Source organism: Hafnia alvei (assembly GCF_964063325.1).
In the GTDB taxonomy this organism is placed as follows: Bacteria; Pseudomonadota; Gammaproteobacteria; order Enterobacterales; family Enterobacteriaceae; genus Hafnia; species Hafnia alvei_B.
On sequence record NZ_OZ061315.1, the window covers coordinates 334,005 to 360,798 of the forward strand.

Below are 26,794 nucleotides of genomic sequence, written 5' to 3' on the forward strand. Positions count from 1 at the left end.
TCCCCCTTTGGAATTTCAGTTTGCATAGCAAATTCATGGAGAAGTTATGTCACTCAGTCGACGTCGGTTTATTCAGACTTCGGGTCTGGCACTGTGTGCAGGTGCATTGCCTCTGAGGGCGCATGCGAGTGGATCGCAAGTTTCGCTGCCCATTCCTCCTCTACTGGAATCCAAACGCGGTCAGCCGCTCTTCCTAACGCTACAGCGCTCACATTGGGCCTTCATGAGCGGCCGTAAGGCTAGCGCATGGGGTATTAATGGACTCTATCTTGGTCCAACCGTGCGTGTTTATAGCGGTGATGACGTCAAGCTGATCTACAGCAACCGCCTGCCCGATCCTGTTTCGATGGAAATCAGTGGATTACAGGTTCCTGGTGCGTTAAGCGGTGGCGCGGCGCGTTTAATGTCGCCTAACGTCGATTGGTCGCCGGTGCTACCTATTCGCCAGTCTGCCGCTACTCTGTGGTATCACGCCAATACGCCAGAGCACATGGCTGAGCATGTCTATAACGGCTTAGCTGGGATGTGGCTGGTTGAAGATGAAAACAGCAAAAATCTTCCGTTGCCGAATCATTATGGCGTCGATGATTTCCCCGTCATTATCCAAGATAAACGCTTAGATAATTTTGGTACGCCAGAGTATGAGGCGCCTTCATCGGGTGGTTTCTATGGCGACACGCTGTTGGTTAACGGTGTGCAAGAGCCGTTTGTTGAAGTTTCTCGTGGTTGGGTTCGTCTGCGCTTGCTGAACGCCTCTAATGCTCGTCGTTATACGTTAACGATGAGCGATAACCGCCCGTTCAGCGTGATTGCCAGCGATCAGGGCTATATGCCTGCGCCGGTTGTTGCCAGCAGCCTGACGCTTGCTCCGGGTGAACGCCGAGAAGTGCTGGTAGACATGTCGAAAGGCGAAGAAGTCTCTATCACCGCAGGCGTTGCCGCAGGGATAATGGACCGCCTGCGCGGTTTGTTCGAACCTTCGTCTATCCTCGTCTCGACCACGGTATTGACGCTGCGTCCTACGGGGCTGTTGCCGCTGGTTACTGACAATTTACCAACGCGCTTGTTGGCTGATGACATGATGGAAGGCAGCGTCGTTAATACGCGCAGCATTAGCTTAGGCAGCGCCTCGCAGCCGGGCATCAACGGCGCAACGTGGGATCTGCATCGCACCGATATTCAGGCGCAGCAGGGAACCTGGGAACGCTGGACGGTTCGCGCCGATACGCCGCAGGCCTTCTATATTCAAGGTGCCAAATTCTTGGTGAAAAGCGTCAATAATGCGCCGCCGATGGTCGAAGATCGCGGTTGGAAAGATACCGTTTGGGTTGATGGCGAAGTCTCTCTGATGGTCTATTTCCCTCAGGCTTCATCGGAGCATTTCCCGTTCATCTACTACAGCCAAACGCTAGAGCTTGCAACCCGCGGCAGCGTTGGACAACTGGTGGTTAACGCCGCTCAGTAATGCAATGCCTCTCTCTTGCGAGGGAGGGGCAAATTTCTGCAAATCAATCTTGCCTCACACTTCTGCTTTTCTCGCTGCAAAAAACATCCACTCTTTGATAAATCCCAAGCTGCCCGTGCATTTTATTTGATAGCTATAACCGATTGAGCAATCGAACGGACAAGGATTATCAAAATGAATAATAAAGAAAAAACCCATCTCGAAGGGATATCAATTACGCGCCGAGCCTTGGTTAAAGGGAGTGCCTTAGGTGGATTTGCACTGGCAACGGGGGCATTAAATCTGCCCTTTAGCCGAGCGGTTTATGCCCAAGAAGCACAGAGCACGACCGCTGATAAAGTGACGTGGGGAATGTGCTCGGTAAACTGCGGTAGCCGCTGCGCGCTTCGCCTACATACGCGTGACGATGAAGTCTATTGGGTCGAAACAGATAATACCGGCTTAGATGAATATGGCGATCATCAGGTCCGAGCTTGTTTGCGTGGGCGTTCTATCCGTCGTCGGATGAATCATCCTGAGCGTTTGAAATATCCAATGAAACGCGTTGGAAAACGCGGAGAAGGTAAATTCAAGCGTATCACTTGGGATGAGGCCTATGATGAAATTGCCCAAAGTTTGAAATACACCGTTGAAAAATATGGTAATGAGGCGGTTTATCAGAATTACGCCACCGGCGTTATCGGCGGTAATGTGACGCGCTCGTCGCCCTATGCCTCGATTATCGGGCGTTTGATGAACTGCTATGGTGGATATCTCAGCCACTATGGCAGCTACAGCACCGCACAAATTTCAGCGGCAATGCCATATACCTACGGTAGCAACGACGGCAACAGCACCTCGGATATCGTGAACTCCAAGCTGGTGGTGATGTTTGGCAATAATCCGGCAGAGACGCGGATGAGCGGAGGTGGGATCACCTATCATCTCGAACAGGCGCGAGAAATATCCAATGCCAAAATGATCGTCATCGATCCGCGCTATACCGATACCGCCGCGGGGCGCGAAGATCAGTGGATCCCGATCCGTCCGGGCACTGACGCCGCGTTGGTGGGTGGCATTGCGCATGTCTTGATCAGTGAAAACTTGGTCGATCAGCCCTTTTTAGATCGCTACTGCGTCGGCTATGACGAGAATACTTTGCCCGCGAGCGCTCCGAGAAACGGACACTACAAAGCCTATATTCTTGGCCAAGGGCCTGATGGTGTTGAGAAAACGCCGGAATGGGCATCGCGTATTACCGGTATCCCAGCCGATCGTATCATCAAACTGGCGCGGGAGATTGGTACCGCTAAGCCTGCTTATATCTGTCAGGGATGGGGGCCTCAGCGTCAGGCCAACGGCGAAGAAACCGCGCGTGCCATTGCGATGCTGCCGATCTTAACCGGTAACGTAGGAATTAACGGTGGTAACAGCGGGGCGCGTGAGTCGACCTATCTCATCACCATTGAGCTGATGCCGGTGCTAACAAATCCGGTAAAAACCTCGATCTCCGTATTTACGTGGACTGATGCGATTCGCCGTGGGCCTGAGATGACGGCGCTGCGCGACGGCGTGCGGGGCAAAGATAAGCTGGATGTTCCGATCAAGTTCATCTGGAACTATGCCGGTAATACGCTAGTTAATCAGCATTCTGACATCAACCAAACCCATGAGATCTTGCAGGACGATTCGCTGTGCGAAAAAATTGTGGTGATTGAAAACTTCATGACGTCATCGGCTAAGTATGCCGATATTTTACTGCCTGACCTCATGACCACCGAGCAAGAAGATATCGTACCAAACGATTATGCGGGCAACATGGGCTATCTGATTTTTAGCCAGCCGGCAACCCGCGCCAAATTTGAGCGCAAAGGCATTTATGAAATGATGTCTGAGATTGCCAAACGGCTTGGGCCAGACGTTGAGCAGGCGTTTACCGAAGGGCGTACTCAGTCAGATTGGTTGCACTATCTGTATGCCAAAATGCAGGCACGCGATCCGTTATTACCTGAATATGAAACTCTGCGCCAGCAGGGGATTTATAAACGAAAAGATCCAAATGGACACTTCGTTGCGTATAAAAAATTCCGTGAAGATCCCGATGCCAACCCGCTAAAAACGCCGTCGGGAAAAATTGAAATCTATTCTGAACGATTAGCTGAGATCGCTGCCACATGGCATTTGGACAAAGACGAAACCATCAGCGCCTTACCCGTTTATGCCTCAACGTTTGAAGGTTGGGACGATGCTTTGCGGCAAACCTATCCGCTGCAAATGTTTGGTTTCCATTACAAGGCACGTACTCACTCAACTTACGGCAACATTGATGTGTTGCAGGCTGCATGTAGACAAGAAGTGTGGATGAACCCGATTGATGCCCAGAAACGAGGTATTCAAAACGGCGATAAAGTTCGCGTGTTCAACAAGCGTGGCACGGTGGTGATTAACGCGAAAGTGACGCCGCGAATTATGCCGGGCGTTAGCGCCATGGGACAGGGGGCTTGGCATCAGGCGGATATGACGGGGGATAAAGTCGATCACGGCGGCTGTATCAATACCCTCACGACGATGCGCCCGTCGCCGTTGGCGAAAGGGAACCCTCAGCACACCAATTTAGTGGAAATTGAAAAGATATAATCGGTTAATTGGGCTCCCATTGGGGAGCCCATAGGCATTACGAATGCCTGCCGCCGTAAGCTAGCGTGACTTCTTTTGCTGCTTTAATCACTAAGGCACCGATTTCGATCACGCGGTCGTCGGTGATACGAGAAACGGGGCCAGAAATAGAAATGGCAGCAAAGGCTTCCTGATGTTCATCATAGATGCAGGCTGCAATACAGCGCAGGCCGAGAGCATGTTCTTCATCGTCAAAAGAAAACCCCTGCTTACGAATATGCGCCAGCTCTTCCTTCAAGCTATTGGGATTGCTGCGGGTGTGCGGGGTATAGCTGTGCAAACCCTTTTTATGCAGCAACTCAACCAGATGGGTATCACTGACCGTCGACAAAAACGCCTTCCCTGCACCAGAAGCATGCATTGGCAGCTTGCCGCCAATCGGCGCAGACATACGCATCAGCTGCGTGCACTGTACCTGATCGATAATCACCGCCTGAAAATCGCTCACGTCGAGCACGGCCAGATTCACGGTTTCACCTGAATCTTCCATTAAGCGGCGCAGAATCGGATGGACAATGGCCAGTAAATTGCGGCTCTGCAAAAAACTACTTCCTACGAAGAAAGCGTGTGAGGCAATGGTCCACAGGCCAAGATCGCCGACTTGCTGGACGAATCCCTGTTGCTGCATGGTGCTCAAAAGGCGGTGTGTCGTTGAGTTGGGCAAACCTGCCTGTTGGGCTAAATCGGTGAGCGCCACGCTGCCGTGTGCTTCGGCAATTAATTCCAACAATCTCAATCCACGCTGTAAGGATTGAACCTGTCCGGTGGCTGCGGGAGTGGTGGCTGGCGTTGCGGTACGTGGTTTCTTGCCACGTTTTAAGGGCACGGTAGTCGCCATTTGAGTGCTCTCCTGAGACAGTCATAAATAATTATTTTTATTGAACAAATTCGTATTAAAAAAATGTTATAAAAATGGAATCTATTTTCGTTTTCGACATTATGGATGCGATCGTGGTTTTTAACTGCTCCGACGTGTTCAAAGTCAGAGGCCGCACGCAAAAGTCACCTGAAAAAGTCTCAAGATCGCCTCCGCCAACAGAACTGAAACCTATGTTAGGATGAGGAAACGTCACTTTTTTGAATAAAAAACCTGCACGAAAAGACAGGTGATATCAGGGTAAATGAAAGACTAGGAGCAACAGTGAGCACAATCGTTGAAAGATTACGTCATCAGCTTTCCCAAAGGATTTTGGTACTGGATGGCGGTATGGGAACCATGATTCAGGGCTATCGGTTAACCGAAGAGGATTTCCGGGGCGAACGCTTTGCCGATTGGCAAAGTGACCTAAAAGGCAATAACGACCTATTGGTTCTCACTCAGCCGGACATTATCAGCGCGATACACTATGAGTATCTCGAAGCTGGCGCTGATATTTTGGAAACCAACACTTTCAACTCCACGCGCATTGCGATGGCGGATTACCACATGGAATCCCTGTCGGCGGAAATAAACTATGAAGCTGCGCGTCTGGCGCGGGCATGTGCCGATGAGTGGACCGCACGTACACCAGACAAGCCGCGCTATGTTGCTGGAGTACTTGGCCCGACCAACCGCACCGCCTCCATTTCTCCTGATGTTAACGATCCCGCATTTCGTAATATTTCGTTTGATCAGTTAGTTGAAGCCTATCGTGAATCAACACATGCGTTGGTGGAAGGCGGAGTCGATCTGATCATGATCGAAACCATCTTTGATACGCTGAATGCGAAAGCCGCGATCTATGCGGTGGAAACCGAGTTTGAGGCCATGGGGATCGCGCTGCCGGTGATGATCTCCGGCACCATTACCGATGCTTCAGGGCGTACTCTGTCAGGTCAAACTACCGAAGCGTTTTATAACTCGTTGCGCCACGTTAAACCGCTGACTTTCGGCCTCAACTGCGCTTTAGGTCCAGATGAGCTTCGCCAATATGTGGCCGAGCTTTCGCGTATCGCAGAATGTTACGTTACCGCGCATCCAAATGCGGGTTTGCCTAACGCCTTTGGTGAATACGATCTTGGCCCGCAAGAGATGGCTGAGCACATTTCAGAATGGGCGCAGGCCGGATTCTTAAACATTGTCGGTGGTTGCTGTGGTACCACACCGGCGCACATTGCGGCGATCAGTCAGGCCGTCGAAGGCGTAAAACCACGCGTGTTGCCCGATATTCCGGTTGCCTGCCGTTTAGCTGGGTTAGAACCGCTGACCATTGATGCCAATACGCTGTTTGTTAACGTGGGTGAGCGTACTAACGTTACCGGATCGGCAAAATTTAAGAGACTGATTAAAGAAGATAAATACGCTGAGGCGCTGGAAGTTGCGCTACAGCAGGTTGAAAGCGGCGCACAGATCATCGACATCAATATGGATGAAGGGATGCTCGATGCAGAAGCGGCAATGGTGCGTTTCCTTAGCCTGATCGCCGGTGAACCAGATATTGCTCGTGTGCCGATTATGATCGATTCCTCTAAATGGGAGGTGATCGAGAAAGGTCTTAAATGCATTCAGGGCAAAGGCATTGTTAACTCGATCTCAATGAAAGAGGGCGAGGAAAAATTTATCGAACATGCCCGCAAAGTTCGCCGCTACGGCGCGGCGATGGTGGTAATGGCGTTTGATGAAGTCGGACAGGCGGATACGCGCGAGCGTAAGATTGAAATTTGCCGCCGTGCTTATAAATTGCTGACCGAAACCGTCGGTTTCCCGCCAGAAGATATTATTTTTGACCCCAATATTTTCGCGGTTGCTACCGGGATTGAAGAGCACAACAACTATGCCGTGGACTTTATCGAAGCCTGCGCAGATATCAAAGCGGAACTGCCGCACGCGCTGATTTCTGGCGGTGTCTCCAACGTTTCATTCTCTTTCCGTGGTAACGATCCGGTTCGTGAGGCAATTCACGCCGTGTTCTTGTATTACGCGATCCGCAACGGCATGGACATGGGGATCGTGAATGCTGGGCAGTTGGCGATCTACGACGATCTTCCAGCGGATCTGCGCGATGCGGTTGAAGATGTGATCCTAAACCGCCGTGAAGATGGCACTGAGCGTTTGCTGGATCTGGCTGAAAAATATCGTGGTAGCAAAAGCGACGACGATAGCACCAAACCGCAGGCCGAATGGCGCGGCTGGCCAGTGAAAAAGCGTTTGGAATATTCTCTGGTTAAAGGTATTACCGAATTTATTGAATTGGATACCGAAGAAGCTCGTCTTGAGGCCGACCGTCCCATTCAGGTGATTGAAGGTCCGCTGATGGACGGGATGAATGTGGTCGGCGATCTGTTTGGTGACGGAAAAATGTTCTTGCCGCAGGTGGTTAAATCCGCCCGCGTCATGAAGCAGGCCGTGGCCTATCTCGAACCGTTCATTGAAGCGAGCAAAGAGAAAGGCACATCGGCCGGAAAAGTGCTGTTGGCGACCGTCAAAGGCGACGTGCATGACATTGGTAAGAATATCGTTGGCGTCGTTTTGCAGTGTAACAACTACGAGATTATCGATCTTGGCGTGATGGTACCTTGCGATAAAATTCTAAAAACGGCTCGTGAGCAAAACGTTGATATCATCGGGCTATCTGGTCTTATTACCCCTTCGCTGGATGAAATGGTGTACGTAGCCAAAGAGATGGAGCGCCAAGGTTTCGATCTGCCGTTGCTGATTGGCGGTGCAACCACATCGAAGGCGCATACGGCGGTCAAAATAGAGCAGAACTATAGTGGCCCAACGACCTATGTTTCGAACGCGTCACGTACCGTTGGCGTAGTTGCGGCGCTGCTATCGCCAACGCAAAAGCCTGATTTTATTGCTCGAACCCGTAAAGAGTATGAAACCGTGCGTATTCAGCATGCACGCAAGAAACCGCGCACGCCTCCGGTGACGCTGGAAGCCGCGCGCGAGAACGCGATGTCACTGGACTGGGCCGATTATACGCCGCCTGTTCCACATCGTTTGGGTGTACATCAGGTGACGGCCAGCATTGATGTGCTGCGCAATTATATTGATTGGACGCCGTTCTTTATGACGTGGTCGCTGGCAGGAAAATACCCGCGCATCTTGGAAGATGAGGTGGTGGGTGAAGAAGCCAAACGTGTATTTGCCGATGCTAATGCCATGCTCGATGATTTGGCTCGCAGCGGTAAGCTGAATCCGCGTGGGGTTTATGGCCTATTCCCGGCTAATCGCGTGGGTGATGATGTTGAAATCTATAGCAATGAGTTCCGCAACGAGCTGTTGGTTACGGGGCATCATCTGCGTCAGCAAACGGAAAAAACGGATTTCGCCAACTATTGTTTGGCTGACTTCGTGGCGCCTAAATCTAGCGGCAAAGCAGATTACATCGGGGCGTTCGCGGTAACCGGTGGGCTCGAAGAAGATACGTTAGCCGATGCGTATGAAGCGCAGCACGATGATTACAACAAAATCATGGTGAAAGCACTTTCGGATCGTTTGGCGGAGGCTTTTGCTGAATATCTGCATGAAAAAGTGCGTAAGGTGCATTGGGGCTATGCTGCTAATGAAAATCTCAGTAACGAAGAGTTGATCCGTGAAAATTATCAAGGGATCCGCCCTGCGCCTGGTTATCCTGCCTGCCCTGAACATACTGAAAAAGCGGCGATCTGGACGCTACTCGATGCAGAGAATAGCGTTGGCATGAAGCTAACTGAGTCCTATGCGATGTGGCCGGGGGCATCGGTTTCTGGCTGGTATTTTAGTCATCCAGAGAGCAAATATTTTGCCGTTGCACAGATCCAACGCGATCAGGTTGAAGACTATGCTCAACGTAAGGGAATGCCGGTTAGCGAGGTTGAACGATGGCTGGCGCCTAATCTTGGGTATGATGCGGATTAATAGCGAGGCATCTTCGCTTTTGTGAGACTCTGGGGTGGTTTCGGTAGCCCATATACCCCGAGTTTGCATGTGACTTTTGCCTAAGGCTCCCGACGAAAGGTTGCTAGCGCGCAACCTCTCGACTCTCGCGCTTTTGTCCAAGATGCCATCTCCGCTCCGGTTTGGTATCGGCCATTCATGGCCGCCCCAAACTCCACGCCAACATCGTGTTGGCGTGGCTCTTTCTTCCAAAACTTGAACTTAAAACAGTTGGTAAGGCTTTGGCCTTAGATTTTCAGTGCGTGAAATGCATGATAGAACCGCCATCAAGGATGATGGCGGTAGGTTGAGGGCACACAGGGATGTGTGCTCCGAGACCGGTCGGCCAAGCGACTCTGTAAAAAAGAGCGCGGGTTAAGGGTATGCGCTCAGGCATACCCTTATCGGACGCCTACGCGATCAGTTTCATGTGAAACCGTTACTGACAGGCGGTCGAAACCTTACACCGTTTCGACATAAACTCAGCTTTTAGCCTCTACTCGAAAAGGTTGCTGTGGAGTGCGCGCACGACATGCTCGGCATTTTCACCGGGAACGAGGAAGCAAAGGTTATGGCTGCTAGCACCGTAGCAAATCATGCGAATATTGAACGGCTCCATGACACCAAACACCTCTTTGCCAACGCCGCAGGCTGAGGAGAGTTTGTTACCAATCAATGCCACCAGCGCCAGATTCTCTTCCACTTCTACGCGGCATAGAGAAGACAGCTCGGTTAACAGTGATGTGGTTAATAAGCTTGCTCCGCTGGTGCAAGAACCGGTGGTATCCAGCGTTAGGGCGATGCTGACTTCAGATGTAGTGATTAAATCCACGGAAATATTGTGACGTGCCAGAATGCCGAACACTTCAGCCAAGAAACCTCGGGCGTGGAGCATGTTTAGGCTGTGCAACGTCATCAATGTTTGTTTGCGGCGCAATGCAAGGGCGCGGAACAGCGGTGGCTGTTCTGTTTTATTGCACACTAATGTTCCGCCAGCGGCAGGATCTTTACTGGAGCCGACGAACACCGGGATATCGCTACGTACTGCGGGCAATAAGGTTGCTGGATGTAAAACCTTCGCGCCGAAAGTTGCCATCTCAGCAGCTTCAGAAAAACCGATTTCGCTGATACGGCGAGCGGCGGGCACGATGCGTGGATCGGTAGTGTAGATGCCGGGAACATCCGTCCAGATATCAACGCGTGCGGCATTCAGCGCTTCACCAAGCAGCGCTGCGGTATAGTCACTGCCACCGCGGCCAAGCGTAGTGGTGCGGCCTTTGGCTTCGCTACCAATGAAACCTTGGGTAATGACGATCGCTTCCCGTATGCGTGGCACCAACTGCTGTTGTGCTAATTCGTACAGCGCGTGGGTGTCTGGTTCTGCGCGGCCAAAACGATCGTTTGTACGCATGATTTTTCGCACGTCGAACCATTCGGCGTTTACATCACGTTGGCGAAGCAGCTCGACGAACAGCAGGGTGGACATGAGTTCACCATGACTAACTAATTCGTCGGTCAAGGCTGGCGAGGTGGCCAGCGCAGCGGCTTCTGACAGCATGGTGATATTCTCTAGCATGCGGTCAATCTCATCGCGCAGCACGTTTGGCTGATGCAACGTATCGAGGATGTTGTACTGAATGCGGCGAATTTCGTCGATGACGCCATGACGCTTCTCCTGATCGCAGCCGTCAGCCAGTTCTACCAGTAAATTGGTGACGCCCGCAGAGGCAGATAACACCACCACGCGCACATTCGAATTAGAAAGAACAATATTGGCACTGTTTTGCATCGCGTCAGCGTTAGCCACGCTGGTGCCGCCAAATTTTGCGACGATGGTATTATTCATGTAAGCCTCGTGTCAGGGAAGCCCGCGTTAATTCACTTAATCGGGCTAGAAATTCCATTACCTTGGCACAAGGAGAGAGCGGTATACGGGAGCAGACGTAGGGATTAAAGCTACGATACACCCAGAAGCGCCTCACCTTGCCGATCCCCCGGAATACAGAGAATCGAGGTGACAGCCCAAGGGATTCAGCCCTTGTAGCCGACGTAGCAGTTTCTCCGGTGGGCTGCTGCGCCTCGGCGTCACACCCCCTCGCGTATCGTCAATGGAAACCGGCTCCTCTGATACGCTACCTGAGCAACGCGCCTCTTCTGGCTTGTACACGTGATGTACAAGTAGGTTTTTAGAAATAGCGACTTATTGAAGTTATGTCAATGTCATTAACATGAGCGATTTTCAATTTGAACGGGAATAAGTTACAACGGCGAATGTTAAGTTATATCTTCTTGAATAATATAATTTAATAGCGAATGACTCTGTTATTAGCTGTGCGCATGGCCTACCGGTAAGCTGATAAGCCATGCTAATAAAATGTTAGTTTGACATGCTGACCGAATCGTCCTGAACTAATGCAACTAGCGTACATGGCATCGCCGGAACGCTATTTTCATTTACCGGCTGTAAGGCGCCATTTTCTTTTTGAGCGAACAAGGGGATCACTCCCTGATGTTTTTCCAGATATTCCACCCAGCCAAAGTTTTCATTAAGTTTGGTCGCCTTGATCACTGCGCCTTTGCTTAGCAAGGTACTCAAACGTGAATAGGTCGCTTCGCGATTAAACAAAATCTCATGACGACGGAAACGGCTGCTTTCACCGTTGCTGCGGCCTTTGAGCTGTGCGCTGGAACGAATGGAAAACACTTTGCGCTCACCAAAAATATGCCCGAAGTGATAAACCGCGAGCGCGTTTTGATGCCGGTTTGGTGATAGGGCAAGTACCTGAGCCGTATCGCTGAGGTCGAGGTAGTTTTCTGCGTGTTCAGAGTAAGCGTGGCCGTAATAGGCGGGGATACCATCCATGCGGGCCTGACGATAATATTCCCAACTGCTGTCTGTCACCATCACGGGAATTTTCAGCTTAATCAACGCCTGCGCGACCGCGCGCGCAACGCTGTTGGCCCCGATAATCAGTACGCCTCGAGGTTTTTGTTGTTGCACGCCTAACCAGCGCGCCAGACGTGAGCTGGTTAAGCTTTGCAAAACTACCGTGCCAATAATGACCGCAAAAACCACCGTGACGAGTTTATCTGCTTCAGGATAATTCATTCGTTGTAGCGTTAGCGCGAACAGAGAGCTAACGGCGGCGGCGACAATTCCGCGTGGAGCAATCCAAGACAGCAGCGCTTTTTCCCGCCACTTCAACGATGAACCCGCAGTTGACACGGCTATACACAGCGGGCGAGCAATAAACTGCACAATCAGCAACACGATGACCAGCGGCCAGCCCATATTCCAAAGCGCATCGACATCCAGTCGCGCCGCCAAAATGATAAACAGTGCTGAAATCAAAATGGCCGAAAGCTCTTCTTTAAACGCCAGAATGTCGCTGATATCAACGTCGCGCATGTTGGCAAGCCAAATACCCATGACGGTAACAGCCAATAAGCCGGACTCTTCTGCGACCGCGTTCGAGAACCCAAAAGCGCTGAGCATAACCGCCAATACCGCTAAATTTTGCAGATAGCGCGGGATCCACACCTTGCGCAACGCCACGCCGAGCACATAGCCAAATAGGGCGCCAATCAGCAGGCCAAGTACCACGGTTTTGCCAAAGGTGACAAACAGGTGGGTCCATGCCTCGGAGTTTTGGCGCAGAACGATAAACTCAAATACCAGTACGGTGAAAATCGCACCGACAGGATCAATGACAATCCCTTCCCACCTCAGTACGCGGTTTATACTTGCTTTGGGGCGAACCACGCGCATTAGCGGCGCAATGACGGTCGGGCCTGTCACAACCGTCACCGCCCCCACTAGCGCAGAGAGCTCAGCAGAAAAACCGAGCAGCCACCAACATGAAACGGAAATGATGGCGAAGGTTACGAGCATTCCGATGCTGACCAAATTGCGAACAACGCCGCCCAATCCGCGAATCTCCTCAAAGCGTAGAGTCAGCGAACCTTCAAATAAAATAATGGCGACCGAGAGAGAGACGAGTGGAAAAAGCAGCTCGCCAAAGAGGGCGTCAGGGTTAACTACATGTGAGAGGGGGCCAAGCGTGATGCCCATGATAAGCAAGGGTAAAATCGCAGGAATTCGTAACCTCCAGGCTAACCACTGGGCCACGAGTGAGCTAATGCCGATAATCACCAGCATTAAGGGGGTTGATAGTTCCATAATATAAACCTTAGAAACGGTTAACAAAAACAGTTGGTTATCATGACAGTTTAGCAACAATATGGCGGAGCGCAGCTGTTTGGCTGAAAGGAGTCAGTATCAGGTGGCAAAAGGGGTTAACAGTTTTCAACTATCGCAACAAAAGTGATCGCAACCCGGGGGGAAAAGGATACAATTTGGTAAATCGTTGGGAAAAGATGGCTCAGTACCCGCTCGTCGTCATTCCAGTTTTCGTGGAACCGCCGAGTTTGGTCACTTGCTGGCCTCGATGTTCAGAAGAACACATGTCTGAAGAACAAACTTTCTTTTATTCTCAAGCATAAAGGCGTCGCTATGAAAAATATCAATCCTAGTCAAACCGCTGCCTGGCATGCGCTGCAGCAGCATTTCGAGCAAATGAAATCTGTGCAGATGCGCGATCTGTTCGCTCAAGATGCCGACCGCTTCTCTAAGTTCTCTGCTACCTTTGATGACCAGATGCTGGTCGATTTCTCTAAAAACCGCATCACCACAGAGACCCTCGAAAAGCTGCAGGCATTAGCCAAAGAAACGGATTTGCAGGGGGCAATTGCCTCCATGTTTGCTGGCGAAAAGATTAACCGTACCGAAGACCGTGCTGTTCTGCATATTGCTTTGCGTAACCGCAGCAACACTCCAATTATCGTGGATGGCAAAGATGTGATGCCTGAAGTGAATGCGGTGCTGGCTAAGATGAAACAGTTCTGCGAACGCGTTATCGGCGGCGAGTGGAAAGGCTATACCGGTAAAACCATTACTGACGTGGTGAACATTGGTATCGGTGGTTCAGACTTAGGCCCATACATGGTGACCGAAGCGCTGAAACCATACAAAAATCACTTGAGCATGCATTTTGTTTCTAACGTCGATGGTACTCATATAGCCGAAGCGTTGAAAACCTTAAACCCAGAAACTACGCTTTTCCTCGTTGCTTCTAAAACCTTCACCACACAAGAAACCATGACTAACGCCCACAGCGCGCGTGATTGGTTCCTGAAATCAGCTGGTAATGAAGCCCACGTTGCGAAGCACTTTGCCGCGCTTTCTACCAATGGTAAAGCGGTTGGTGAGTTTGGCATTGATACTGCCAATATGTTTGAGTTCTGGGACTGGGTCGGCGGTCGTTACTCGCTGTGGTCTGCTATCGGCCTGTCTATTGCGTTGAGCATTGGTTTCGATAATTTTGAACAGTTGCTGAGCGGCGCTCATGCGATGGACCAACATTTTGCCAATACGCCAATTGAGCAAAATCTGCCAGTACAGCTCGCACTCATTGGCATCTGGTATAACAATTTCTTCGGTGCAGAAACCGAAGCGATTCTGCCATATGACCAATATATGCACCGTTTCCCAGCCTATTTCCAGCAAGGAAATATGGAGTCTAACGGCAAATACGTGGATCGTAACGGCAATCCTGTTTCTTACCAGACGGGCCCAATCATTTGGGGCGAGCCGGGTACGAACGGCCAGCATGCGTTCTATCAGTTAATTCATCAAGGAACTAAACTGGTTCCTTGTGACTTTATCGCTCCTGCGATTAGCCACAATGCGTTAGGCGATCATCACAGCAAACTGCTGTCTAATTTCTTTGCTCAAACTGAAGCGCTTGCCTTCGGTAAGTCACGTGAAGAAGTGGAAGAAGAGTTTGCGAAAGCCGGTAAAACTGCGGCAGAAGTGGCGCACATCGTACCGTTCAAAGTGTTTGAAGGTAACCGCCCAACGAACTCCATTCTGCTGCGTGAAATCACGCCATATAGCTTGGGCTTGTTAATCGCCTTGTACGAACACAAAATCTTCACTCAGGGTGCAATTCTGAATATCTTCACCTTTGACCAATGGGGCGTGGAGCTGGGTAAACAACTAGCGAACCGTATCCTGCCTGAGTTGAGCGGTAGCGAAGAGGTAAACAGTCACGATAGTTCAACTAATGCGTTGATTAATCGTTTTAAAAACTGGCGTGCATAATTTAGCTAACCCTTTAAATTAATACATAAAAAACGCCATCCGAGAGGGTGGCGTTTTTGTTGGTTGAACAAGACCATTTTCGTGGCGCCACGAAAATGGTCCCTATTTTTTAGTGATAGGTGTTTGTAGTCCCTTTGAGCCTAGCTTTTTGTCTTGGGCTTTGACTCGACGCTGGAGTTTTTTAAGATCCTCTTCAGCAGGCAACTCCTCTGGTTTTATATGCCTTAATCCCAACATGTCACGCACGCTGACATTATTTTGTTCGTGTTCTGACGTGATAGGCTGCTCACCGTGAAGGTCAATTTGTTGCACGTTATAATTGGTCATCTCGGTTGCTAGATTTTTAGCGGCAATGGTTAAAGTGGGAAGAAAATCGGCTAATGGTCGGTTTTTCACAATTCCGTACCGATCTTTCATATCTTGAGTGGTATGCCCACCAAATAATGCCGCGTCTCCTCGAGAGCGAATACGAGAGAAACCGGCATCATCAATGCCGCGCTCATAAATATTCTGTGATAGAGCCTTCTCTGATTCTTTCAATCGATCCCTTGCTTCTAAGCGCGCATATAGGCGCATACGATCTTCGATAAGCTCTTGTTTGCGCGTTTGTACCGCAAAGTAGCTCTGAGCAAAGGCAATTTCCGGCTTACGCGGATCGCCATTCTGGGCAATAAGATAACAGGCGTAACGCGTCAAAATCAGATCTTCAACCGCCCGTTCTGCGCCGCTGCCGAGCAGAACCATTTTCGTGACGCCACGAAAATGGTCGAGCTCTTTAAAGCCAGATAAACGGCAGGCTTCAATGGATCTGATGATGGCGGTTTGGAAGTTTTCCCAACGAGCGTAGCCAAGATGAGGTTGGAGATCGCGTGCGAACCAAAACTCAATACCATCAGAATCGGTGCGTTGTGCGAGTGAATCGAAATGCTGTTGTAACATCTGAAGTTTTTTATCTAATGCCATGGAAAATCCCTCTAAAAAAGTAACGTCCAAAGACGGGCGTTATCCCTTGTTCAGAGGGGGACTTCCACGGTGTTTCGCTAGCTTTGCGAAGCGTATCGCAGGGTATTTAACCTTGCATACAGGCTTTGCGCTTCAACCAATCCTTGCCTTCCACAAATCGTGTAACCATCATGGCGCAGACGGTATTCCCTGTGGAGTTCAGCAACGTGGCAGGAACGTCGATGATGGTGCTGATAATCATGATGGTACCGACCAGTTCAGGTGAGAAACCTAATACTGAGCAAATCATCAATTCACCGGTCATTCCGCCGCTTGGAATCGCGCCCATGACTGCACCGACCAAGAATGCGACGCTGATGATGGCAGCGATATTCATCGGATCGCTCATATCTTTATGGAATAACGTAAACAGAAATACGATTTTAATGATGCCGCCGATTACCGAGCCATCTTTATGCGTGTTGGCACCCAAAGGGATGACGGTTTCAGCGATATCATGGGGGACGCCCATTTTTTTAGTCGCAATCAGGTTTGCTGGAATACAGGCCGCGCTGGATGAGGTAGCGACAGCGGTAATCGCTGGCGTCAGTACGTTAGACCAAAAGACTTTAACGCCCAGTTTTCCACCTGCAACAAACGCATACAGCGTGTTTGCGCCGAAGAAGTAGATCACAGTCAGGATGAGATAGAGCAGGAAAGCATTCAGATAGCCATTGATAATCTGTGGCCCTAAATGACCGACGGTAGCGGCAAAGTAGCAGCCTAAGCCAACCGGTGCGGCATACATGATGATTTTCACCATGCGAAGAATAACGACGGTACCTGAGGTCAGAAAGTTGGCGATCGGCTGACCTTTTTCCCCCGACATCGAGGTTGCTAATCCTAACAACACGGAGAACACGATGAGTGGCAGCAGGCTAGATTTGGTAAACAGCTGCAGGAAATCAGGAACGGTAAAGGTATTTACGATGATTTCGCCGAGGCTTTTGCCGTGTGAATCAGGTGCAGGTGGTAAATGTGCAATCAGCGTACTGACGTCAACGTTTTGGAATGGGTTGTAAATCTGGGTGCCGATGAAGGCGATAACCGCGGCAATGAGCGCGGTGCTCAGGAATACGGCAAAAACCGTTCCCATAATTTTACCCAGACGCGCCATCTGTTTCATTTCTGCAATAGAAGACGAAATGCTGAGAAACACCAGCGGCACAATGACGACAAACATTAGATTAAGGAAAAGATCCCCGATCGGCTGCACAATTGCGGCCTTTTCTCCGAAAACGATACCGGATAGCCCACCGAGGATAATCCCTAGCAGTAAGCAAATAGTAAAACCATAATGACGTAGTATTTTCATATTGTTTTATTTCTCAATCGTTAGAACACCCTGGCATAAGCTGCGGTAATCATTCGCGATAAGGCGAAAGTTGGCCGGACGACATAGTAAAACGATTAGCAAAAAAATGTCGCGAAATGTGAGGGCCGTTAAGTTTCTGTCTGAGGATATGCAGATTTATTTTGGTTTGGGGATAGACGACAAAATAGCCATTTTGTTAACTTGATCACATAAAATGATTAACGGCACAGAGGAACATCGATGCCAGGAACCAAACAAGCGAGCGCTATCGCGAAGATTTTGCAGTGGATTTTGAATGCTGGCCTATTAATGCTGGCCGTGATTTTAGTGGTGTTTCTGGCGAAAGAAACCTTCACGCTGGGGACGGTGCTGTTCAACGCCAGCGAAACCGCATCTTCTTATCTGCTCATTGAAGGGATTGTTATTTACTTCCTTTACTTCGAGTTTATTGCGCTAATCGTGAAGTATTTCCAGTCGGGATATCACTTTCCCTTACGTTATTTTATCTACATCGGTATAACCGCAATCATTCGTTTGATTATTGTCGACCACAAAAACCCGGCCGATACGCTGATTTATTCGGCGGCCATTTTGGTTCTTGTGGTGGCACTATTTTTAGCGAATACAGAAAAGCTCAAGCGAGAATAAGGCGAAAAGAAAAGGCGGCCAATAGGCCGCCAAAGTCGTTATAGCTAAAGCGATAACGGGATCGAATAACTGCAATGGCACAACAAAGACACAGGTTTTAACGCATTACCCTTTCACACCGCCGGACGTGAGTCCGCCCACCAGCCAGCGCTGAGCCAGCAAGAATACAGCCGTAATTGGAATTGCAGACAGCACCGCCGCAGCGGCAAAGTCACCCCACAGATAGTTTTGCGGATTAAGGTATTGCTGCATGCCGACGGCCAACGTATAGCTATTCACATCGCGCAAAAGCAGAGACGCCACCGGCACTTCGGTAATCGCGGCAATAAATGACAAGATGAAGACCACCGCTAAAATAGGCACTGACAACGGTAAAAGTACCAAGCGGAAAGCCTGCCAAGGCGTAGCGCCATCGAGAGCTGCGGCCTCTTCTAACGAGTTATCGATCGTTTCGAAATAGCCTTTAATTGTCCAAACATGCAACGCAATTCCGCCCATGTAAGCGAAAATCACGCCGCCGTGGGTATTAAGACCAAGGAATGGCGCATACTGGCCGATACGATCAAAGAGTGCATACAGCGCCACTAGCGACAGCACTGCCGGGAACATTTGAAATATCAACATGCCTTTCAGCAACGAGCTTTTGCCTTTGAATTTCATGCGAGCGAAGGCATAAGCGCAGGTGGTGGAAAGTGTCACGATGCCTATCGCCGTGACCACGGCAATTTTAATCGAGTTCCACAGCCATAAAAGGACTGGGAACGGTGGCGGAGTGACGCTGCCATCTGCGTTAGTCACGGTCATACCTAACGCCAATTGCCAGTGTTCCCAAGAGATATTCTCAGGAATGAGGCTTCCAGTTGCAAAGTTGCCAGAGCGCAGCGAGATAGCGATGACCATCAGCAGTGGAAACATGATGGTGCAGATAAAGGCTAGCAGCATCAGATGTGTAAATAGCAGGCGTAAACGCTGGGATTTCGGTTGAACCATAGCCATGTTGTGGTCCCTCTCCTTAGTCGAAATTCATTTTGCTGGCTTTCAGATTCAGTATCGCCAGTGCACCAACCAACAGGAAAATCAGCGTGGCAATCGCTGCCGCTAAACCAAAGTCTTGCCCACCACCACCTTCAAAGGCGATGCGATAGGTATAGCTCACCAGTAAATCGGTATAGCCTGCCGGCGTAGAGGTTCCGAGCATATCTGGACCGCCGTTAGTTAATAACTGAATCAAAACAAAGTTATTAAAGTTGAAGGCAAAACTGGCAATCATCAGCGGTGTTAACGGCTTAATCAGCAGCGGCAGAGTAATGCGGAAGAAATTCTGCATTGGGCCTGCGCCGTCCATTGCCGAGGCTTCGTACAAGTCGTCTGGAATAGCTTTGAGCAAGCCCATGCACAAGATCATCATGTACGGATAGCCGAGCCAAGTATTGACGATCAAAATCATACTCTTGGCGGTGAGTGGGTCGCTAAACCAAGCGGGTTTGATACCGAACAGATGGCTGAGCATCATGTTGATTTCACCGAAGCTTTGGTTGAACAACCCTTTAAATATCAGTATCGAAATAAACGACGGTACGGCATAAGGCAGAATGAGCATCACGCGATACAGCGCCTTGCCCTTTAATGCCTCCCATTGAACCACACACGCCAGCACCATGCCGACGGCAACGGTGAACACCACCGTTAAGACCGAGAAGATAATGGTCCAGATAAAGATGCTGACGAACGGCTGGCGGATACCTTCGTCCTGCACTACGCGTAAAAAGTTTTTCCAGCCAATAGAAACGGTGAATCCAGGGCTCAGCTGCTCATTTTCCCATTGCCCTTGTGCATTCACCGCCTGATAGAATCCTACGTCGGTATTCGGGCGATAAACGGTGCCCGTTTGATTATTTTTGAGCGTTTCACCGTCTTGCTCAAGAGCATATAGCGGGCTGGTACCGGCAAATTGGCGTAGCGAACTCATGCGTAATTCGCCGCTTTCAGGCAAAACCGCCACGATGTTATTCAAGGCCTGACGGTTTTGAGTAATAACTCGAAGCGTAGCGCGATCGCCCGTCTGTTCAGCGCTTTCTGGCTTCATGGTTAAGCGCTGTTCTTGAGCGCTAAAGCTAAAGGGCTCTGAGATAAAACGCTGATCATTGTCGGGATTGGTCAGTTGTAAACGCCATTGATCGCCTACGGGGTAGAGGCCAAAACCGTAGGTTTTACCCGTGGTGAATTGGCGCTGCATTAATACCGATTGTGCACGCTCAAAGGTGAGCTGGTTAGTGCTGCTGTAGTTGGTGAATGCGATGGCGATGGTGCAGATAAGTGGAAACAGGACGAACAACCCCATTCCCGCGAGTCCCGGATAGACATAGCGCCACGCATAGGCTTTGCGATTGGCAAAAATGTAGAGTCCTGAACCCAGTAAAACCAGCGTCAGCATGGCAAACAGGTACTCACCCTGTGCGTACATCACAATGGTGAGATAGCCCGTAAACAGGCACATAGCGGCGATAACTATCCATTTTAGTATGTCACTCTGCCACCATTTATCCGGCTTCGCGATTGGATATTCTGTATGGGATAACGACATAAAACTCTCCCTCATTTCTCTTACGCCGGAGGCGGTTACGGACAACTTAAATTTCGGTGTTCAGACCCTCTCCAGCCCATACAGAGATCTCTGAGCAATCCCCTCCCCTGTGAAGAGGAGGGGTAGAGTGGGGTCATTTACTGGTGAACTTATTTGGCGATACGCTGCTCAGCGCCGGTCAATGCTTCTTTCACACTCTGACGCCCATTTACCGCGTTGATAATCGCGCTACGCTCGGCGTACCAGAATGCGCTCATCTGCGGGATGTTTGGCATGATTTCGCCTTTTTGGGCGTTTTGCATGGTGGCGGCGATCTTCGGATCTTTTTCCAGCGTTTCTTGGTAAGACTTCAGTGCAACCGCGCCCAGTGGCTTATCTTTGTTAACCTGTTCTAGGCCGGCATTGGTCATCAGATAGTTTTCTAAGAACTCGGTGGCCAGCTCTTTATTCGGGCTCGCGGCGTTGATGCCTGCGCTGAGCACGCCAACAAACGGTTTGGATGGATGACCTTTAAAGGTTGGCAGTAGGGCAACGCCATAGTTGATGTTGCTCTTATCGATGTTTGACCACGCCCAAGGGCCGTTGATGGTCATCGCGGTTTGTCCCTTATTGAACGCGGCCTCCGCGATGGAGTAATCGGTATCAGCATTGATATGCTTATTTTTCACCAAGTCGACGATGAACTGTAAGCCAGCCTGAGAGCCCGCGTTGTTCACGCCCACGTCTTTGATGTTGTAGGTGCCGTTATCATATTTGAAGGCATAGCCACCGTCGGCTGCGATGATTGGCCATGTGAAGTACGGTTCTTGTAGATTCCACATGATGGCGCTTTTGCCTTTAGCGCGCAGTTCTTTGTCTAACGCTGGGATTTCCTCCCATGTTTTTGGCGGCTCAGGCAGAAGGTCTTTGTTATAAATCAGCGATAGCGCTTCAACAGCCACTGGGTAAGCAATCAGTTTGCCGTTAAAACGCACGGCATCCCATGTGAACGGATATAGCTTCTCTTGGAAGGCTTTAGACGGATGGATTTCAGCCAACAGGCCAGACTGTGCATAACCCCCGAAGCGGTCATGAGCCCAGAAAATGATATCAGGACCATCGCCGGTAGCCGCGACCTGCGGGAACTTTTCTTCCAGCTTGTCTGGATGCTCAATCAACACTTTGATACCTGTTTCTTTCTCAAACTTTTTACCGACTTCGGCCAGGCCGTTATAGCCTTTATCGCCGTTAATCCAGATAACCAGTTTGCCTTCTTCAATTTTAGCGAACGCGGAAGAAGAGAGAACCAGCGTAGCCAGTGCCGAAAGGGCGAGCGTTCTGATGCCTGATTTCTTAGTCATTATCCAATCCTTCTTGTTCTGTTTCTGTCGAGGTATGAGTTGATGTCTGTACCACCGAGCATGGAAGCCGAAGCGGTTCAGATAAGCCGTAGAGTACGAATCGTTGTTAGGCCCCTGCTTGTCGGGGATTTCTGACGCAGTGTCATACTCCTTTACACGAGATTGCTTCTCATCCTCCCCCCTTCTACGCCCCAAGGGGGTTTCTTGTGATCTACTTAACACTACCGCCTATTCTGTGGATGTAGACACAAAATCACAGGGTTATTTTTGCAAGCAGGATCACGAATTCACTGAAAGGTATGAACTTTTCACCGCACGCTATTTTCTCTCATCCTCCTATCTCCTCCCCCATGAAAAACTTTGTTACGGATGATTACGCTTCTTTGCTTAACGCGCACTATCGGCAGCAATCGATAAGGCGCATCTGCTGAACGGCATGGCTAAGGATTAGGCCGGCTGAGATGTCGCGTTAGTGGACCTCATTAGTGACAGACAGGAGTAACGCATGGCGAGCGTAGCACTGCGAAACGTATATAAGGCTTACGGAGACGTCGTCATTTCTAAAGACGTTAACCTTGAAATCCAAGACGGCGAGTTTGTAGTTTTTGTTGGGCCGTCTGGCTGTGGTAAGTCGACTTTGCTGCGCATGATTGCAGGTTTAGAAGATATTACTTCCGGTGAGCTACTCATTGCAGGCAAGCGCATGAATGAAGTGCCGCCCGCTGAGCGCGGTATTGGCATGGTTTTTCAATCTTACGCTCTGTATCCACATCTGTCCGTTGCCGACAATATGTCGTTTGGCCTCAAACTAGCTGGAACCAAAAAATCAGAGATAACCCAGCGGGTGAATCAGGTTTCTGAAGTGCTACAGCTGGCGCATTTGCTCGATCGCCGCCCTAAAGCATTATCCGGTGGCCAGCGTCAGCGCGTCGCGATTGGTCGTACGCTGGTGGCCGAACCCGACGTATTCCTGCTTGATGAACCGTTATCAAACCTAGACGCCGCTTTGCGCGTACAAATGCGTATCGAGATTTCCCGCCTACATAAGCGCCTAGAGCGCACCATGATTTATGTCACCCACGATCAGGTGGAAGCCATGACGCTGGCAGACAAAATTGTGGTACTGGATGGCGGCAGCGTCGCGCAGATCGGTAAGCCGCTGGAGCTCTACCACTATCCGGCTAACCGCTTCGTTGCGGGCTTTATTGGCTCGCCAAAAATGAATTTCCTGCCCGTCAAAGTGACTGCCGCAGAACCACAGCGGGTTCAGATTGAATTACCTAACCGCCAATTAGTATGGCTGCCGGTTGAAGGCACCAATGTGCAGGTTGGGGGCAATCTCTCATTGGGGATCCGCCCTGAGCATTTGCTGCCGAGCCATGATGCTGAAGTCACCTTGGAAGGGGATGTTCAGGTTGTTGAGCAGTTAGGCAACGAAACCCAAATCCATATTCAGATCCCCGCTATTCGTCAAAACCTCGTTTATCGCCAGAACGACGTGGTGCTGGTAAACGAAGGTGCAAAATTTGCCATTGGCCTGCCACCTGAACGCTGTCATCTGTTCCGAGAAGATGGTGTCGCTTGCCGACGGCTGCATAAGGAGCTAGGCGTCTAGCTCTGGGTTAGAGAGATGTTAGTTAACAGTACGTTAGACCATACGTTAGACAGAGAACACTTATAACTTTATGCCGTCAGGCAACCCCTTCAGGAGAATGATGATGACTTTGCGCAAGGTACCTTTAGCACTGGCTGTTGCGAGTGCGGTGCTGTCAACACAGGCACTGGCTGTAGATTTCCACGGTTATGCTCGTTCCGGTATCGGCTGGACCGCAAGCGGCGGCGAACAACAATGCTTCAAAGCGACGGGTGCTCAAAGCAAATATCGTTTGGGTAACGAATGTGAAACCTATGCGGAATTGAAGCTGGGCCAAGAGCTGTGGAAAGATGGCGACAAGAGTTTCTACTTTGACACCAACGTAGCGTACTCCGTGCAGCAGACCAATGACTGGGAAGCGACAGATCCAGCCTTCCGTGAAGCCAATATCCAAGCCAAAAACGTCATCGAATGGGCTCCAGGCTCAACGCTGTGGGCAGGTAAGCGTTTCTATCAACGTCATGACGTTCATATGATCGACTTCTACTACTGGGATATTTCAGGCCCGGGCGCAGGTTTAGAAAATATCGATCTGGGCTTCGGTAAATTGTCTATCGCCGCAACTCGTAATACCGAAACCGGCGGCTCAACCAATTTCAGTTCTCAAGACCAACGCGATTTAATTAAAGACACCGCCAACGACGTTTACGACGTGCGTTTAGCCGGTTTGGAAACCAACCCAGGCGGTACGCTGGAATTAGGTTTTGACTACGGTCGTTCTAACCCAACCGATGGCTACCATCGCGCCAAAGATGCCTCAAAAGACGGCTTCATGGTGACCGCGGAACACACCCAGTCGATCTACAGCGGCTTTAACAAATTTGTCGTTCAGTATGCGACTGATTCCATGACCTCAAATAACTCAGGTCACTCCGAAGGCTCCAGCATCAACAACAACGGTCATATGATCCGCGTTCTGGATCACGGCGGCATCGACTTCAACGACAAGTGGGCGTTGATGTATGTAGGTATGTATCAGGACATCGATCGCGATGACAAAAATGGTACTACTTGGTACACCGCGGGTATTCGCCCGATGTACAAATGGACACCAATCATGAGCACCTTGATGGAATTCGGCTATGACAACGTGAAATCACAGCGCACTGGTGACAACAACAACCAGTACAAAGTGACGTTGGCGCAGCAGTGGCAGGCTGGCGACAGCATCTGGTCACGCCCGGCAATCCGCCTGTTTGCAACCTACGCGAAATGGGATGAGAAATGGGGCTATGCAACTAACACCGATACTGGTTACAGCGACGGCGTTGCATACAACGATAACAACACCCACAAATTCAGCCGTGGAAATGACGATGAAGTCACCTTCGGCGCGCAGATGGAAGTTTGGTGGTAACGGCTGTTTGACGGCGGCGGGGTGATCCCGCCGCGTTTGATTGAGCTCGGCGGCTTTCTTGCCATAGCAGCCGAGCTGTCTCTAAGGTGGTTCATAATGAAAAGCAAAATGAATAATAAAATCAAAGCTGTCATGAAACAGAATACCATCGCGTTGAGCGTCGCCTTGGCGATGTTCAGCGCCATGCCGCTTAGCGTTCAGGCGGACAGCGGTATCCAGCCTGCGAATGTTGCTACCGCGCCGGCCATCCCTGCCAATACATTACATCAGCTACCTTGGGAGCCATTGGTTCCTCCGGTGACGAAAACGGCTACCTTGACCAGCAGCAGCGCGCAGCTGCACGTCGGTGATATCCAAGGGGCGGTAGGGGCTTTTGCATTACCGGCCGATCGGGGCTCGCTTGAAATTACCATCAGCAGCTTAGTGGAAGGCAAAAGAGTCTATGCCCCAAGCGTAATGGTTTTAGATGAAAATATGCGTCCTGCGGCATTTTATCCAAGCAGCTATTTTAGCTATCAGCAACCTGGCGTGATGAGCGGCGATCGTCTGGAAGGTACCCTGAAATTAACGCCTGCATTAGGGCAAAAACAGATCTACATGGTGATCTACACCACGTCGCAGGATTTAGCCAAAACAACCCAGATGGTCGATCCTGCGAAAGCCTACGCGGCTGGCGTAGGCAATGCGGTGCCAAATATTCCTGATCCGATCGCGATCCATCAGTCTACGGGTACGATCAAGATCAAAGTGAAAGCAGAGCAGAACACCGGCAACGTGATGATCGGCGGGATCCTGCCTATGGTCCAAAAAGAGCAGCCCATCGTGGTAGGCGCTGCTACAGCACCGGTTGCTGCCGCGCCGTCAAAACCGGCTCAGCCAATGCTCAAAGATACCGATGAATATTTCAATAAAGGTATCCGTGATGCAGTGAAAGGCGGAGATATCGATAAAGCGTTGAAATTGATGAATGAAGCTGAACAACTTGGTTCAACCACTGCCCGTGAAACCTTTATTCACAGTGTGAAAGGCAAGGGTTAAACCCGCGCTGTGAAAGCTGGCTCTTTGACTGGGTGCCCTTCGGGGCACCTTTTTTTATTTTATATTTTCCCTCCTTGTTACCAAATTGATCATCTATTGCTACTGCTCTGCCTACGTCGGGTAATCTGAGTTACAATGAACGTCCTATTTTCAGCGTGGGCGAGGGTCGGCGCTAAATTCTGTTTTGGAGTCACCGGAATGACTGACTGTCATCCGTCGTTGGACGTTACTCATTGGCACCCCATTCATGAAGTCGATTTGACTGCGCAGCAGCGCAGCTGGCTGGGCGAGTGTCAATCCATGACCGCGCGCTTCGAGCGCTACTGCGACAAAGTCACTATCGTTCCACGGCGCGAAGGTTTCATCACTGCCCAATCTTTAGGTGAAGAAGCCATGCTGTTGCCAAACTGTGAGCGCTTTTGGCTACGCGAAGTTTTGTTGTGTGGTGATAATGTGCCGTGGTTGTTTGGCCGTACGCTGATCCCCGAAACGTCTCTTACCGGGGAAGAGGTTTCCTTATTGACGTTAGGCACGGTTCCACTTGGGCGCTATTTATTCAACGCCGCGGAGCTTACGCGCGATTTTATTCAGGTGGGTTCTCAGAGAGAACTGTGGGCGCGGCGCAGCCGTTTACGTTTGTCGGGTAAACCTTTGTTGTTAACCGAACTTTTTTTGTCTGAGTCTCCGTTGTATGGTGTTAATAATGAATTGTGATGTCGTCATCATTGGA

At 50.2% G+C, this 26,794-nt stretch carries 17 protein-coding genes and 1 riboswitch; of the genes, 9 read left to right on the forward strand and 8 right to left on the reverse strand.

Annotated elements, in window-relative coordinates; all coding sequences use genetic code 11:
- The first annotated feature begins 46 nt into the window (after positions 1-46).
- Positions 47-1,465, forward strand: a complete 1,419-nt coding sequence (gene ftsP, locus AB3Y96_RS01555; protein ID WP_130984039.1) for a cell division protein FtsP — start codon at positions 47-49, stop codon at positions 1,463-1,465.
- Between the two features lie 174 nt (positions 1,466-1,639).
- Positions 1,640-4,081, forward strand: a complete 2,442-nt coding sequence (gene ynfE, locus AB3Y96_RS01560; protein WP_367298333.1) for a selenate/tellurate reductase subunit YnfE — start codon at positions 1,640-1,642, stop codon at positions 4,079-4,081.
- 37 nt (positions 4,082-4,118) lie between these two features.
- Here the strand turns inward: ynfE and iclR are convergent, their stop codons facing one another.
- Entirely contained in the window at positions 4,119-4,958 is an 840-nt protein-coding gene (gene iclR / locus AB3Y96_RS01565; RefSeq protein WP_072307065.1) for a glyoxylate bypass operon transcriptional repressor IclR, read from the reverse strand.
- Between the two features lie 303 nt (positions 4,959-5,261).
- Between iclR and metH the strand changes: the two genes are divergently transcribed.
- Complete coding sequence (gene metH, locus AB3Y96_RS01570) at positions 5,262-8,945, forward strand: methionine synthase (RefSeq protein WP_072307066.1); 3,684 nt, start codon at positions 5,262-5,264, stop codon at positions 8,943-8,945.
- A gap of 514 nt (positions 8,946-9,459) precedes the next feature.
- Here metH and lysC read toward each other — a convergent pair.
- Both lysC and AB3Y96_RS01580 read right to left on the reverse strand, forming a co-directional pair.
- Positions 9,460-10,809: a lysine-sensitive aspartokinase 3 gene (gene lysC, locus AB3Y96_RS01575; protein ID WP_367298334.1), complete on the reverse strand. Its 1,350-nt coding sequence runs from the start codon at positions 10,807-10,809 to the stop codon at positions 9,460-9,462.
- A gap of 117 nt (positions 10,810-10,926) precedes the next feature.
- Positions 10,927-11,125, reverse strand: a riboswitch (Lysine riboswitch).
- Positions 11,126-11,340: 215 nt separating this feature from the next.
- Positions 11,341-13,143 (reverse strand): cation:proton antiporter, encoded by a 1,803-nt coding sequence (locus AB3Y96_RS01580; protein ID WP_367298335.1) that lies wholly within the window; start codon positions 13,141-13,143, stop codon positions 11,341-11,343.
- A 333-nt stretch (positions 13,144-13,476) separates the two neighbouring features.
- On the opposite strand from AB3Y96_RS01580, the gene pgi reads away from it, so the two are divergent.
- Entirely contained in the window at positions 13,477-15,126 is a 1,650-nt protein-coding gene (gene pgi, locus AB3Y96_RS01585; protein ID WP_367298336.1) for a glucose-6-phosphate isomerase, read from the forward strand.
- Between the two features lie 102 nt (positions 15,127-15,228).
- On the opposite strand, the gene dinD is transcribed toward pgi, so the two are convergent.
- A complete protein-coding gene (gene dinD, locus AB3Y96_RS01590; protein ID WP_052439879.1) occupies positions 15,229-16,089 on the reverse strand; it encodes a DNA damage-inducible protein D in 861 nt (286 codons plus the stop codon).
- A gap of 106 nt (positions 16,090-16,195) precedes the next feature.
- Positions 16,196-17,443, reverse strand: coding sequence for a dicarboxylate/amino acid:cation symporter (locus AB3Y96_RS01595; RefSeq protein ID WP_367298337.1), 1,248 nt, complete (start codon positions 17,441-17,443; stop codon positions 16,196-16,198).
- A gap of 240 nt (positions 17,444-17,683) precedes the next feature.
- On the opposite strand from AB3Y96_RS01595, the gene psiE reads away from it, so the two are divergent.
- A complete protein-coding gene (psiE, locus tag AB3Y96_RS01600) occupies positions 17,684-18,091 on the forward strand; it encodes a phosphate-starvation-inducible protein PsiE (RefSeq protein ID WP_025802457.1) in 408 nt (135 codons plus the stop codon).
- A gap of 105 nt (positions 18,092-18,196) precedes the next feature.
- Here the strand turns inward: psiE and malG are convergent, their stop codons facing one another.
- From malG to malE, 3 genes are all read right to left on the reverse strand, one after another.
- Positions 18,197-19,087 carry a maltose ABC transporter permease MalG gene (gene malG, locus AB3Y96_RS01605; protein WP_072307070.1) on the reverse strand — a complete coding sequence of 297 codons (891 nt, stop codon included), beginning with the start codon at positions 19,085-19,087 and terminating at the stop codon, positions 18,197-18,199.
- A gap of 16 nt (positions 19,088-19,103) precedes the next feature.
- Positions 19,104-20,675, reverse strand: a complete 1,572-nt coding sequence (malF, locus tag AB3Y96_RS01610; protein ID WP_367298338.1) for a maltose ABC transporter permease MalF — start codon at positions 20,673-20,675, stop codon at positions 19,104-19,106.
- 149 nt (positions 20,676-20,824) lie between these two features.
- Positions 20,825-22,015: a maltose/maltodextrin ABC transporter substrate-binding protein MalE gene (malE, locus tag AB3Y96_RS01615; RefSeq protein ID WP_025802450.1), complete on the reverse strand. Its 1,191-nt coding sequence runs from the start codon at positions 22,013-22,015 to the stop codon at positions 20,825-20,827.
- Positions 22,016-22,520: 505 nt separating this feature from the next.
- Here malE and malK point away from each other — a divergent pair.
- The 4 genes from malK to ubiC all read left to right on the forward strand — a co-directional run bounded on the left by malK (position 22,521) and on the right by ubiC (position 26,778).
- Positions 22,521-23,630 (forward strand): maltose/maltodextrin ABC transporter ATP-binding protein MalK, encoded by a 1,110-nt coding sequence (gene malK / locus AB3Y96_RS01620; RefSeq protein WP_072307072.1) that lies wholly within the window; start codon positions 22,521-22,523, stop codon positions 23,628-23,630.
- Between the two features lie 100 nt (positions 23,631-23,730).
- Complete coding sequence (locus tag AB3Y96_RS01625; protein WP_072307073.1) at positions 23,731-25,026, forward strand: maltoporin; 1,296 nt, start codon at positions 23,731-23,733, stop codon at positions 25,024-25,026.
- Positions 25,027-25,158: 132 nt separating this feature from the next.
- On the forward strand, positions 25,159-26,064 hold the full coding sequence (gene malM / locus AB3Y96_RS01630) for a maltose operon protein MalM (RefSeq protein WP_072307134.1): 906 nt from the start codon (positions 25,159-25,161) through the stop codon (positions 26,062-26,064).
- A gap of 198 nt (positions 26,065-26,262) precedes the next feature.
- Positions 26,263-26,778, forward strand: coding sequence for a chorismate lyase (gene ubiC / locus AB3Y96_RS01635; RefSeq protein ID WP_072307074.1), 516 nt, complete (start codon positions 26,263-26,265; stop codon positions 26,776-26,778).
- Positions 26,779-26,794: the final 16 nt, after the last annotated feature.

What these genes read in the sequence shown, in the direction of transcription:
- ftsP (WP_130984039.1), top strand. Translation starts at nt 47, where the DNA reads ATGTCACTCAGTCGACGTCGGTTTATTCAGACTTCGGGTCTGGCACTG.
- ynfE (WP_367298333.1), top strand. Translation starts at nt 1,640, where the DNA reads ATGAATAATAAAGAAAAAACCCATCTCGAAGGGATATCAATTACGCGC.
- iclR (WP_072307065.1), bottom strand. Translation starts at nt 4,958, where the DNA reads ATGGCGACTACCGTGCCCTTAAAACGTGGCAAGAAACCACGTACCGCA.
- lysC (WP_367298334.1), bottom strand. Translation starts at nt 10,809, where the DNA reads ATGAATAATACCATCGTCGCAAAATTTGGCGGCACCAGCGTGGCTAAC.
- AB3Y96_RS01580 (WP_367298335.1), bottom strand. Translation starts at nt 13,143, where the DNA reads ATGGAACTATCAACCCCCTTAATGCTGGTGATTATCGGCATTAGCTCA.
- pgi (WP_367298336.1), top strand. Translation starts at nt 13,477, where the DNA reads ATGAAAAATATCAATCCTAGTCAAACCGCTGCCTGGCATGCGCTGCAG.
- dinD (WP_052439879.1), bottom strand. Translation starts at nt 16,089, where the DNA reads ATGGCATTAGATAAAAAACTTCAGATGTTACAACAGCATTTCGATTCA.
- AB3Y96_RS01595 (WP_367298337.1), bottom strand. Translation starts at nt 17,443, where the DNA reads ATGAAAATACTACGTCATTATGGTTTTACTATTTGCTTACTGCTAGGG.
- psiE (WP_025802457.1), top strand. Translation starts at nt 17,684, where the DNA reads ATGCCAGGAACCAAACAAGCGAGCGCTATCGCGAAGATTTTGCAGTGG.
- malG (WP_072307070.1), bottom strand. Translation starts at nt 19,087, where the DNA reads ATGGCTATGGTTCAACCGAAATCCCAGCGTTTACGCCTGCTATTTACA.
- malF (WP_367298338.1), bottom strand. Translation starts at nt 20,675, where the DNA reads ATGTCGTTATCCCATACAGAATATCCAATCGCGAAGCCGGATAAATGG.
- malE (WP_025802450.1), bottom strand. Translation starts at nt 22,015, where the DNA reads ATGACTAAGAAATCAGGCATCAGAACGCTCGCCCTTTCGGCACTGGCT.
- malK (WP_072307072.1), top strand. Translation starts at nt 22,521, where the DNA reads ATGGCGAGCGTAGCACTGCGAAACGTATATAAGGCTTACGGAGACGTC.
- AB3Y96_RS01625 (WP_072307073.1), top strand. Translation starts at nt 23,731, where the DNA reads ATGATGACTTTGCGCAAGGTACCTTTAGCACTGGCTGTTGCGAGTGCG.
- malM (WP_072307134.1), top strand. Translation starts at nt 25,159, where the DNA reads ATGAAACAGAATACCATCGCGTTGAGCGTCGCCTTGGCGATGTTCAGC.
- ubiC (WP_072307074.1), top strand. Translation starts at nt 26,263, where the DNA reads ATGACTGACTGTCATCCGTCGTTGGACGTTACTCATTGGCACCCCATT.